Here is a 12,154-nt window from a genome sequence, read left to right as displayed (position 1 = left end):
CTCCATCGTCATCGTCCCGGCGCGCTGGTTCGCCAATTGAGCGTTGAGCGTGCAACGGCCGGCGCCTGCCCAGGCGGCCGGCCCTGTCAGCCCGAGATTTCCTTGAAGCGTTGAGCGCTTTCCCATACCAAGTCCAGGAGACCCTCTCCATGAAGTTCGCCCGTCGTTCCCTGGTGGCCGTGGCTGCCGCCGCCCTGCTGCCCGTGATGTCCCACGCCGCGGACATCAAGGAGCACACCATCAAGTTCGCGTTCCAGAACCCCAAGGAGCATCCGCAGGGCCAGGGCGCGCAGAAGTTCGCCGACCTGGTGTCGCAGAAGTCCGGCGGCAAGATCACCGTGAAGCTGTTCCCCGGCGGTACCTTGGGCGGCGACGTGCAGACCGTCTCCGCGCTGCAGGGCGGCACGCTGGAGATGACGGTGCTCAATGCCGGCATCCTGCAGTCGCAGGTCAAGGAGTTCGCGGTCTACGACTTCCCCTTCCTGTTCAACACCGCGCAGGAGGCCGACGCCGTGACCGACGGCGCCTTCGGCAAGAACCTCTTCGCCAAGCTGGAGCCCAAGGGCCTGGTGGGCCTGAACTACTGGGACCTGGGCTTCCGCGACCTGACCAACAGCAAGCGCCCCGTGGGCAAGGCCGATGACATCGCAGGGCTGAAGATCCGCGTCATCCAGTCGCCCATCTACATCGACCTCTTCAACGCGCTGGGCGCCAACGCCACGCCCATGCCCTTCCCCGAGGTGTACCCGGCCCTGGAGCAGAAGGCCATCGACGGGCAGGAGAACCCGGCCACCGTCATCCGCGCCAACAAGATCAACGAGGTGCAGAAGTACCTCACGCTCACGCACCACATCTACAACACGCAGGCCGTGATCGTGAGCAAGAAGTTCTGGGACAAGCTCACCGCCGACGAGAAGGCCCTCATCACCGACGCCGCCGCGCAGGCCACCACCTTCCAGCGCGGCATCTCGCGCACCCAGGCCGACGTGGCGCTGGACGACCTGAAGAAGGCCGGCATGCAGGTCACGGAGCTGCCCACCGCCGAGGTCGCCAAGCTGCGCGCCAAGGTGAAACCCGTCATCGACAAGCAGACCGCCGTGGTCGGCGCCGACACGCTCAAGGCGCTCAACGCCGAGATCGCCAAGGTCCGCAAGTAAGCCGTGCGCTTTGAGGGGCGGCCTCGGCCGCCCCTTTTCTTTGCCTCATTCCCCTTTTGACGCAGTACCCCGCCATGTCCTCCTCCTCTCCCATCACCTTTCCGAACGACAAGCTGCTCGTGGGCCTGATTGGCGCGGGCATCCAGCGCTCGCTCACGCCCGCGATGCAGGAGGAGGAGGCCCGCCACCACGGCCTGCGCATGCACTACCAGCTCATCGACCTGGACGTCACGAAATCCGGCCCCGAGCTGCTGCCCACGCTGCTGGCCGCCGTGCGCACCATGAGCTTCGCGGGGCTGAACATCACCTTCCCCTGCAAGCAGGCCGTGATTCCGCTGCTGGACGAGCTCTCCGACGAGGCCCGCGCCATGGGCGCCGTCAACACCGTGGTGCACCGCGACGGCAAGCTCATCGGCCACAACACCGACGGCTCCGGCTGGTCCTGGAATTTCCAGCGCGCGCTGCCCGACGCCGACCTCTCCCGCGTGCTGCTGCTGGGCACGGGCGGCGCGGGCTCGGCCATCGCCCACGCCGCGCTGCGCATGGGCGTGCAGGAGCTGCGCCTCTATGACGTGGACCCGGCACGTGCCCAAGCGCTGGCCGCCGAGCTCAACCGCCTCTACGGCGCCGGCCGCGCCGTGGCCGTGGCCGAGATCGCCGGTGGCATCGCCGACGCGTCCGGCCTCATTCACGCCACGCCCATGGGCATGGACAAGATGCCCGGCCTGCCCCTGGCCGAGGAATTGCTGCGCCCCGAGCTGTGGGTGTCCGAGGTCGTGTACTTCCCGATCGAGACCGCGCTGCTCAAGGCCGCCCGCGCCAAGGGCTGCCGCACGGTGGACGGCGGCGGCATGGCCGTGGGCCAGGCCGTGGGCGCCTTCAAGCTGTTCACGGGCCGCGAGCCGGACGCCGCGCGCGTGGACGCGCACTTCCGCCGGCTGCTGGCCGAGCGCGCGTCCTGAGGCTGTTCTTTCCATTCACACAAACAGCCTCGTCACACCCGCGAAAGCGGGTGTCCACGAATACCGGGCGGCGTCCCAGCCCGCGTGGACGCCCGCTCCCCGCCCGCGCGGGGACAGGCCCCGCGGGCATGACGGGGTGAGGAGCTTCCCGCCCATGCGCCGATCCATCGCCACGGTCTCTCTCTCCGGCACGCTGCGCGACAAGCTGCAGGCCATTGCCGCCGCGCGCTTCGACGGCATCGAGCTGTTCGAGCCGGACTTCACCACCGCGCGCATGTCCGCCGCGGAGATGCGCCAGCGCTGCGACGACCTGGGCCTCAAGGTCGAGCTGTTCCAGCCCTTCCGCGACTTCGAGGGCATGCCCCAGGCCGCCTTCGAGCGCAGCCTGGCGCGCGCGGAAGTGAAATTCGACCTGATGGAAGCCCTGGGCTGCCCCATGGTGCTGGTGTGCTCCAACACCTCGCCGCTGGCGCTGCCGGATGCGCAGCTCGCCGCCGAGCAGCTTCATCAGCTCGCCGAGCGCGCCGCGCGGCGCAACCTGCGCATCGGCTTCGAGGCGCTGGCCTGGGGCCGCCACGTCAACAAGTGGCGCCAGGCCTGGGACATCGTCCAGCGCGCCGACCACCCGCACCTGGGCCTGATCGTGGACAGCTTCCACACGGCCTCGCTCAAGGACAGCCCGCAGGGCATCGCCGACGTCGGCGAAAAGCTGTTCTTCGTCCAGATGGCCGACGCGCCGCTGATGGGCCTGGACGTCATCGACTGGGCGCGCCACCACCGCAACTTCCCCGGCCAGGGCCAGTTCGACGTGGTGGGCTTCTTCGAGCAGTGCGTGCGTGCCGGCTACAGCGGGCCGCTGTCGCTGGAAATCTTCAACGACGTCTTCCGCGCCACGCCCAACCGGCGCATCGCGGTGGACGCCATGCGCTCGCTGCTGTGGCTGGAAGGCGAGGTCCGCCACCGCCTGGAGCAGGCCCCGGCCGAGGACGCCGCTGCGGCGCGCGCCCTGCAAAGCCAGGTGCTGTTCGACCCGCCGCCCGTGCCCGCTTTCCAGGGCATCAGCTTCATCGAGTTCGCGGTGGACGGCACGCATGCCGAAAACCTGGGCCAGCTGCTGCGCACGCTGGGGTTCAGCTTCGCGGGCCGCCACCGCTCCAAGGCGGTGACGCTGTTCCGCCAGGGCGGCGTGAACCTGGTGCTCAACCAGCAGGCCACGCCGGCGGCGCGCGAGCGTTTCAGCCTTCAAGGCCCCTCGGTGTGCGCGCTTGGGCTGCGCACCGACGACCCCGCGGGCGCACTCAACCGCGCCACCGCCCTGCAGTCCGCCCGCTACGACGCGCCCACGGGCACGGGCGAGCAGCGCCTGCCTTCGATCGTGGCGCCGGGCGGCATGGTCATCCACTTCGTGGACGACGCATTGGGCGAGAGCGGGCTGTTCGAGAAGGATTTCATCCTGGAGGCCGAGGCGGCCGACGGCGGCGCCGGGCTGCAGTCGCTGGACCACCTGGCCGTCGGCCTGACCCCCGACCGGCTGGACACCTGGGTGCTGTTCTGCCGCGCCGTGCTTGGGCTGGACGCGGGCGACGCCGTGAAGTTCGCCGACCCCTTCGGCCTGATCCGCAGCACCGGCATGGCCGACGCGGCGCGCCGCCTGCGCCTGGTGCTCAACATGAGCATGAGCGAGCGCACGCGCATGGCGCAGGCTGCGCAGGCCAGCGGCGGCGTGGGCGTGCAGCACATCGCCTTCGCCAGCGCCGACCTGCTGGCCTCGGTGGCCAGGCTCAAGGCCGCGGGCGTGCGCCTGGTGCCCATCTCCGACAACTACTACGACGACCTGCCCACCCGCTTCGAGCTGGATGCGGCCTTCGTCGAGCGGCTGCGCGCCGCGGGCGTGCTCTTCGACCGCAGCCCCCAGGGCGACTACCTGCACGCCTACACCGAGGGCTACGCGGGCAGCGGCTTCTTCTTCGAGCTGGTGCAGCGCTTGGGCGCCTACGACGGCTACGGCGCCGTCAACGCCCCCGCGCGCATGGCCTCGCAGGCGCAGGAAGAGCAGCAGTAAGGGCCGCCGCCGGTGTGGCACCAGGGGCACAGCCAGCTTCCCCAGGCCGGCCCCGGGGCCCGCGCTCTTCGCGCGGCCCGCTTCACGCCTCAGGGAAAGTACGGGAACACAGCCTGGGCGGACCTTCCTAAGATAGCGCTATCCCGTGATCAAAGATTTCGGGGCGTTTGGCAGCAGGTTTTGCCCCGCCGACGCGGATTGATCCCTCAATGCCGCGTCAATTTTTTAGCCATTTGGGACAGCGCTATCCAATGAGTTTTTCTGTGGTTGTGATGGGCGTGGCCGGTTGCGGCAAATCCAGCCTGGGAGCCGCGGTGGCGCAGGCCGAGGGGCTGCCGCTGGTGGAAGGCGACGATTTCCACAGCGCCGAAAGCCGCCGGAAGATGGCCCAGGGCATCCCGCTGACCGACGACGACCGCCACGGCTGGCTCACCGAGCTGGGCCGCCAGCTTCAAGCGCATGCCCAGGGCGTGGTGCTGACCTGTTCCGCCTTGAAACGCAGCTACCGCGATCAGTTGCGCGCGGCCGTGCCGGGGCTGCGCTTCGTCTTCGTGGACATCAGCCGCGAGGACGCCTTGGCCCGCGTGGCCGGCCGCGGTGCCGGCCACTTCTTCCCGTCCACGCTGGTGGACAGCCAGTTCGCGACGCTGGAGTCGCCCGTGGGCGAGGCCGGCGTGCTGCGCGTGGAGGCGGCATCGCCTTTGCAGCAGTTGCAGCGGCAGGTCAGCGGCTGGCTGCACGGCAAGGCGGCCGATTGAAAAACCTGCCGGGCCCGTCCTTCATTGCCGACAACGGGCCTTTTCATTCCACACACAAGGAAGCTTTCCGCATGAAAACCCGCTCCCTGCTCCTGGCCGCGGCCGTGATGGCCGCGCTCGCCGGCCCTGCTTCGGCGCAAAAAGTCCTGAAGGTCGGCGTTGGCCTGAGCGAGGACCATCCGCAAGGCATTGCCGTCAAGAAGTTTGCCGAGCTGCTGTCGCAAAAGACCGGCGGCAAGCTCACCGCCAAGCTCTACGCCAGCGGCTCGCTGGGCAACGACGTGACCATGATCTCCTCGCTGCGTGGCGGCACGCAGGAGATGACGGTGCCCGACAGCTCCACGCTGGTGAGCCTGGTCAAGGACTTCGGCGTGATCAACCTGCCCATGGTGATCCAGAACGAGAAGGAGGCCGACGCGCTGCTGGACGGCCCCTTCGGCCAGAAGCTGCTGGACAAGTTGCCGGAAAAGGGCCTGGTGGGCCTGGGCTTCTGGGAGAACGGCTTCCGCCACGTCAGCAACAGCCGCAAGCCCATCACCAAGGCCGACGACTTCGCGGGCCTGAAGATCCGCGTCATCCAGAACCCGCTGTTCATCGACACCTTCAACACCCTGGGCGCCAACGCCGTGCCCATGCCTTTCACCGAGCTGTATTCGGCCATGGAGCAGAAGGCCGTGGACGGGCAGGAGAACCCGCTGGCCACCATCCTGGCCAGCAAGTTCTACGAGGTGCAGAAGCACACGGTGCTGGACAAGCACATCTACAGCGCCTGGGTGCTGCTGCTGTCCAAGAAGACCTGGGACGGCTTCACGCCTGAAGAGAAGAAGGCCGTGCAGGAGGCCGGGCGCGAGGCGACGTTGTTCGAGCGCAAGACCATCCGCGCCTTCAGCGAGCAGGCCCTGGCCGAGCTGAAGAAGCAGGGCATGCAGGTGACGGAGCTGCCCGCGGCCGAGCAGGCGCGCATGAAGGAGAAGCTGCAGCCCGTGGTCGCCAAGTTCAGCAAGGAATTCGGCGAGGACACCGCGAAGTCCATGTTCGCCGAGCTGGAGAAGGTGCGCGGCCAGAAGTGAGGTCGTGACGCGCGGGCGGGCGACCGCGCCGCTGCGCCGATACCTGTGACGGCCCGTGGGCGGCATGGCTGCCCACGGGCCGTCCGTCGTCTTGATACGGTCTTTATGCCGGCGCCGGGAATCCTTGCGCCGTCCTGATGGGCGCTTTCCTACGATCCCTTCACTCATTGACGACTGAAGGAGATCGGTCCATGGACCTTGCATACCTGGCCCTGGGCGTCCTGCTTTGGGCACTGGCGGCCGGCATGGCTGTCGGCTGCACCAAGCTGGTGGAGCGCCGGACATGAGCGGGATGCTGGCGCTGGGCGCCGCCGTGGCGGCGGCCCTGTTTATTTATCTCGTGGCGGCGCTGCTGCGGCCGGAAGCGTTCTCATGAGCACGCATGCCTGGCTCGTTCTGGCCTTGTTCTGCGCCGTGCTGCTGGTGCTGGCCCGTCCGCTTGGGCACTTCATCGCGCACCTGATGGAGGGCCGGCTGCGCTGGGCTGCCCGCGTGGAAGCCCCTCTCTACCGCGCCTGCGGCGTCAAGGCCGACGCTGAGATGGATTGGCTGCGCTACGCGTTGGCCCTGCTGCTGTTCAACGGCCTGGGGGTGCTGGCCGTCTACGCGCTGCAGCGCGCGCAGGCCGTGCTGCCCTTGAATCCGCAGGGGTTGCCCAACGTCGCGCCGGACTCCGCGTTCAACACCGCCGTGAGCTTTGCCACCAATACCAACTGGCAGGGATACGGCGGCGAATCGACGATGAGCTACCTCACGCAGATGCTGGGCCTGGCGGTGCAGAACTTCCTGTCCGCGGCCACCGGCATCGTGGTCGTCATTGCCCTCATGCGCGGCCTGGCGCGCCACAGCGCGCGCAGCCTGGGCAATGCCTGGGTGGACCTCACGCGCGTGACGCTGTGGCTGCTGCTGCCGCTGTCCATCGCCTTGGCGCTGGTGCAGGTGCAGCAAGGCGGCGTACAGAGCTTCAGCGCCTACCAGGAGGTGAAGACGCTTGAGCCGCTGGCCTACCAGGTGCCCAAGCTGGGCCCCGGTGGGCAGCCGCTGGCGAGTGCCGCGGGCGAGCCGGTGCTGGAGGACAAGGTCACGGCCACGCAGACGCTGCCCATGGGCCCGGCCTCGTCTCAGGTGGCCATCAAGATGCTGGGCACCAACGGCGGCGGCTTCTTCAACGCCAACGCCGCGCACCCGTTCGAGAACCCGACGCCGCTGTCCAACTTCGTGCAGATGCTGGCGATCTTCCTGATCCCGGCCGCGCTGTGCTTCACCTTCGGCAGCGTGGTGGCCGACACGCGCCAGGGCTGGACCGTCTTCGCCGCCATGGCGTTGCTGTTCGTGGCCGGCGTGGTTGCGGCCATGACCTTCGAGCAGCAGGGCAATCCACGCATCGCGTCCCTGGGCGTGGACCAGGCCCACACGGCGCTGCAGAGCGGCGGCAACATGGAGGGCAAGGAGGCGCGCTTCGGCATCGCGGAGTCCGCCCTCTTCGCCACCATCACCACGGCCGCGTCCTGCGGCGCGGTCAACGCCATGCACGGCTCGTTCACGCCCCTGGGCGGCATGGTGCCGCTGGTGAACATGCAACTGGGCGAGGTGATCTTCGGCGGCGTGGGCGCAGGCCTGTACGGCATGCTGGTGTTCGCCATCCTGGCCGTGTTCATCGCCGGGCTGATGATTGGCCGCACGCCTGCCTACCTGGGCAAGAAGATCGAGGCTTCGGAGATGAAGATGGCCTCCATCGCCATCCTCGTGACGCCCTTGCTGGTGCTGCTGGGCACGGCCGTGGCGGTGGCGACCGACGCCGGCCGCGCCGGCGTGGGCAACCCCGGCGCGCACGGCTTCTCCGAAATCCTCTACGCCTTGACGTCCGCGGCCAACAACAACGGCAGCGCCTTCGCGGGCCTGTCGGCCAACACGCCCTTCTACAACGTGATGCTGGCCGTGGTCATGTGGTTGGGCCGCTTCGGCGTGATCGTGCCGGTGTTGGCCCTGGCCGGCTCGCTGGCGGCCAAGAAGCGCCTGGCTGTCTCGGCCGGGACCATGCCCACGCACGGTGCGCTGTTCGTGGCGCTGCTGCTGGGCACGGTGCTGCTGGTGGGACTGCTGAATTACGTGCCGGCGCTCGCCCTGGGCCCGGTCATAGAGCACCTGGTGCTTTGGAAGTGAGGCCGACATGAGCCGCAAGACGTTTTCCCTGTTCGACCCGGCGCTGCTGTGGCCGGCGCTGGCCGACGCGCTGCGCAAGCTTGACCCGCGCGTGCAGTGGCGCAACCCCGTGATGTTCGTCGTCTACGCCGGCAGCCTGCTGGCCACGCTGCTGTGCGCGCAGGCGCTGCTGGGCCAGGGTGAGGCGCCGGCCGGGTTCATTGGCGCCATCACGCTGTGGCTTTGGTTCACGGTGCTGTTCGCCAACTTCGCCGAGGCGCTGGCCGAAGGGCGCAGCAAGGCGCAGGCGGCCTCGCTGCGCAGCCTCAAGAAGGCAACCTGGGCCAAGGTGCTGGAGGAGCCGCGCCACGGTGCACGCTGGCACCCGGTGGAGTCCGGCGCGCTGCGCCGCGGCGCCGTGGTGCTGGTGATGGCCGGCGATGTGGTGCCCGCCGATGGCGAGGTGGTGGAGGGGGTGGCCTCGGTGGACGAGAGTGCCATCACGGGCGAATCCGCGCCCGTGATCCGCGAGTCCGGCGGCGACTTCTCGGCCGTCACTGGCGGCACCCGCGTGCTGTCGGACTGGATCGTGGTGCGCGTCACGGCCGATCCGGGCGAAACCTTCGTGGACCGCATGATCGCCATGGTGGAAAGCGCCAGGCGGCAGAAGACGCCCAACGAGATCGCGCTGACCATCCTGCTGGTGGCACTGACCATCGTGTTCCTGGGCGTGACGGTGACGCTGCTGCCTTTTTCGCTGTTCAGCGTGCAGGCCGCCGGCGCGGGCACGCCGGTGGGCGTGGCGGTGCTCATCGCGCTGCTGGTGTGCCTGATTCCCACCACCATCGCCGGGCTGCTGTCGGCCGTGGGCGTGGCGGGCATGAGCCGCATGATGCAGGCCAACGTCATTGCCACCTCCGGCCGCGCGGTGGAGGCCGCCGGCGACGTGGACGTGCTACTGCTGGACAAGACCGGCACCATCACGCTGGGCAACCGCCAGGCCGCGGCGCTGCTGCCCGCGCCGGGGGTGTCGCCGCGGGAGCTGGCCGACGCTGCGCAGTTGGCCTCGCTGGCCGACGAGACGCCCGAGGGGCGCAGCATCGTCGTGCTGGCCAAGCAGCGGTTCGAGCTGCGCGAGCGCGACCTGGAGGCGCTGGGCGCGCACTTCGTCCACTTCTCGGCGCAGACGCGCATGAGCGGCGTGGACCTGCCGCCCGCGCCGGCGCGGCAGGTGGCGGGTGGCGACACGGTGGCCGTGGCGGTGCGCCAGGTGCGCAAGGGCGCGGCCGACGCCATACGCCGTCATGTGCAGACCCTGGGCGCGGCCTTTCCCGCGGCGCTGGACGCGGTGGTGGAGGAGGTTTCGCGCCGCGGCAGCACGCCGCTGGTGGTGGCCGACGGCGCGCGGGTGCTGGGCGTGGTCGAGCTCAAGGACATCGTCAAGGGCGGGATCAAGGAGCGCTTTGCCGAGCTGCGGCGCATGGGCATCAAGACCGTGATGGTCACGGGCGACAACCGACTCACCGCCGCGGCCATCGCGGCCGAGGCCGGCGTGGACGACTTCCTGGCCGAAGCCACGCCGCAGGACAAGCTCGCGCTCATACGCCGCTACCAGGGCGAAGGCCGGCTGGTGGCCATGACCGGCGACGGCACCAACGACGCGCCGGCGCTGGCGCAGGCCGACGTGGCCGTGGCCATGAACTCCGGCACCCAGGCCGCCAAGGAGGCCGGCAACATGGTGGATCTCGACAGCAACCCCACCAAGCTGATCGAGGTGGTGGAGACCGGAAAGCAGATGCTCATGACGCGCGGCGCGCTCACCACCTTCAGCATTGCCAACGACGTCGCCAAGTACTTCGCCATCGTTCCGGCGGCGTTCGTCAGCACCTATCCGCAGTTGCAGGCCCTCAACGTCATGCAGCTCGCAAGCCCCGCCTCGGCCATCCTCTCGGCGGTGATCTTCAACGCGCTCATCATCGTGTTCCTGATCCCGCTGGCCCTGAAGGGCGTGCGCTACCGCCCGCTGGGCGCGGCACTGCTGCTGCGCAAGAACCTGCTGGTGTACGGCTTGGGCGGCGTGGTGGTGCCTTTCGTCGGCATCAAGGCCATAGACCTGGTGCTGGGTGCCATGGGCCTGGCGTGAACCGGAGAAAGACCATGAAAGACCTCATTCGCCCCGCGCTGAGCCTGTTCGTTGGGCTGTCGCTCGTGACCGGGCTGGCCTACCCGCTGGCCGTCACGGGCGCGGCGCAGTGGCTGTTTCCCCACCAGGCCAACGGCAGCCTCGTGAGCGCCAACGGCCAGGTGGCCGGCTCCGAGCTCATCGGCCAGGCCTTCAGCGATCCCGGGCACTTCTGGGGCCGCCCGTCGGCCACCGCGCCCATGCCCTACAACGCCATGGCGTCTGGCGGCTCCAACCAGGGCCCGCTCAACCCGGCGCTGCAGGAGGCGGTGCGCGCGCGCGTGGCCGCGCTGCGGGCCGCCGACCCCGGCAACGCCGCGCCTGTGCCCGTGGACCTGGTCACGGCCTCGGCCAGCGGGCTGGACCCGCACGTCAGCGTCGCCGCCGCGCTGTACCAGGTGCCGCGTGTGGCCCGCGTGCGGCGGCTGGCGCCGCAGGACGTTTCGGCACTGGTTGAGCGCCATACCGAGGGCCGGCTCCTGAGCGTGCTGGGCGAGCCGCGCGTCAACGTGCTGGCGCTCAACGCCGATCTCGACCGGTCGCCAGCCCGCTGAGCCATGCCCATGGGCAGTGCAGTCGAGCTGCTGCTGGCCCTGGCGGTGCCTGTCGTGCCGCTGCTGGGGGCCTGGTGGCTGATGGGGCGCACGCTGCAGAGGCGCCAGCCGCCGCCTGGGCGAAGATCCGAGCCTTTTCACCGGCGGTGCGACGGCCGCCCGCGAGCCCCGCATGAGCGAACAACGCCCCGACCCTGACCTGCTGCTGCAGCGCCTGGAGGCACAGGAAGCCGGCGCACGCCGGGGACGGCTCAAGATCTATTTCGGCGCCTGTGCCGGCGTGGGCAAGACCTACGCCATGCTTTCGGCCGCCCAGGCGCTGCGCGCCCAAGGTGCTGACGTGGTGGTGGGCCTGGCCGAGACCCATGGCCGTGCCGAGACGCAGGCGCTGCTGGCGGGCCTGGAAGTCCTGCCGCGCAAGGCCGTGAGCTACAAGGACCGCGCGCTTGCGGAGTTCGACATAGACGCGGCGCTGCAGCGCAAACCGGGCCTGGTGCTCGTGGACGAACTGGCGCACTCCAACGTGCCCGGCTCACGCCATCCCAAGCGCTGGCAGGACGTCGAGGAACTGCTGGCCGCGGGCGTGGACGTGTGGACCACCGTCAACGTGCAGCACCTGGAGACGCTCAACGACGTGGTGGGCGGCATCACGGGCGTGCGGGTATGGGAAACCGTGCCGGACCGGGTGTTCGACGAAGCCGACGAGGTCGTGATCGTGGACCTGCCGGCCGAGGACCTGCTGCAGCGGCTCAAAGACGGCAAGGTCTACATGCCGCAGCAAGCCGCCACGGCCGTGCGCAACTTCTTTCGCAAAGGCAACCTCATTGCGCTGCGCGAGCTGGCGCTGCGGCGCACCGCGGACCGCGTGGACGGCGAGGTGCAGCTGTACCGGCGCACGCAATCCGCGGCGCCCGTGCCCGTGTGGCAGACGCGCGAGGGGCTGCTGCTGTGCATTGGGCCGGATGAGCGCACCGGGACGCTGGTGCGCGGCGCGGCGCGGCTGGCCGCGCAACTGGACGTGCCCTGGCATGCCGTGCACGTGCAGACGCCCCGGCTGCAGCGCCTGCCTGCCGCGGCGCGCGAGCGCGTGATGCACCTGCTCAAGATGGCGCAGGACGCCGGGGCCGATACGGCCGTGCCGGCCGGCAACGCGCTGCCCGCGGCCATCGTGAAGTACGCGCGCGAGCACAACCTGTCCCGCGTGGTGCTGGGCCGCGACACGCAACGCCGCCGCTGGCCCTGGCAGCGGCCGCTGGCCGATGCGGTG

General features: G+C 69.6%; 9 protein-coding genes and 1 pseudogene. All 10 read left to right on the top strand.

Annotation, left to right across the window (positions count from 1 at the left end):
- Positions 1–149: 149 nt before the first annotated feature.
- Entirely contained in the window at positions 150–1,157 is a 1,008-nt protein-coding gene (locus tag SM757_RS33765; RefSeq protein WP_322468686.1) for a TRAP transporter substrate-binding protein, read from the top strand.
- 74 nt (positions 1,158–1,231) lie between these two features.
- A complete protein-coding gene (locus tag SM757_RS33760) occupies positions 1,232–2,119 on the top strand; it encodes a shikimate dehydrogenase (RefSeq protein WP_322468685.1) in 888 nt (295 codons plus the stop codon).
- Positions 2,120–2,273: 154 nt separating this feature from the next.
- The gene (locus SM757_RS33755; protein WP_322468684.1) at positions 2,274–4,181 is read left to right on the top strand and encodes a bifunctional sugar phosphate isomerase/epimerase/4-hydroxyphenylpyruvate dioxygenase family protein; all 1,908 of its coding nucleotides are present in this window, start codon (positions 2,274–2,276) and stop codon (positions 4,179–4,181) included.
- A gap of 251 nt (positions 4,182–4,432) precedes the next feature.
- Positions 4,433–4,939, top strand: coding sequence for a gluconokinase (locus tag SM757_RS33750; RefSeq protein ID WP_066342013.1), 507 nt, complete (start codon positions 4,433–4,435; stop codon positions 4,937–4,939).
- Positions 4,940–5,010: 71 nt separating this feature from the next.
- The gene (locus tag SM757_RS33745) at positions 5,011–6,009 is read left to right on the top strand and encodes a TRAP transporter substrate-binding protein (protein WP_066342017.1); all 999 of its coding nucleotides are present in this window, start codon (positions 5,011–5,013) and stop codon (positions 6,007–6,009) included.
- A gap of 283 nt (positions 6,010–6,292) precedes the next feature.
- Positions 6,293–6,385, top strand: coding sequence for a K(+)-transporting ATPase subunit F (gene kdpF, locus SM757_RS33740; RefSeq protein WP_322468683.1), 93 nt, complete (start codon positions 6,293–6,295; stop codon positions 6,383–6,385).
- Positions 6,382–8,172: a potassium-transporting ATPase subunit KdpA gene (kdpA, locus tag SM757_RS33735; protein ID WP_322468682.1), complete on the top strand. Its 1,791-nt coding sequence runs from the start codon at positions 6,382–6,384 to the stop codon at positions 8,170–8,172. The genes kdpF and kdpA overlap by 4 nt, the downstream gene beginning before the upstream one ends.
- A gap of 7 nt (positions 8,173–8,179) precedes the next feature.
- Positions 8,180–10,294 carry a potassium-transporting ATPase subunit KdpB gene (kdpB, locus tag SM757_RS33730; RefSeq protein WP_322468681.1) on the top strand — a complete coding sequence of 705 codons (2,115 nt, stop codon included), beginning with the start codon at positions 8,180–8,182 and terminating at the stop codon, positions 10,292–10,294.
- A gap of 14 nt (positions 10,295–10,308) precedes the next feature.
- Positions 10,309–10,887 (top strand): potassium-transporting ATPase subunit KdpC, encoded by a 579-nt coding sequence (gene kdpC / locus SM757_RS33725; RefSeq protein ID WP_322468680.1) that lies wholly within the window; start codon positions 10,309–10,311, stop codon positions 10,885–10,887.
- 172 nt (positions 10,888–11,059) lie between these two features.
- A pseudogene (locus tag SM757_RS33720) lies at positions 11,060–12,154 on the top strand (two-component system sensor histidine kinase KdbD); the annotation flags it as partial.

Source organism: Azohydromonas lata (genome assembly GCF_034427735.1).
GTDB classification, from domain to species: Bacteria; Pseudomonadota; Gammaproteobacteria; order Burkholderiales; family Burkholderiaceae_C; genus Azohydromonas; species Azohydromonas lata.
The sequence above is the reverse complement of the archived record's forward strand: the minus strand, read 5'-3'. Positions and strand labels throughout refer to the sequence as shown.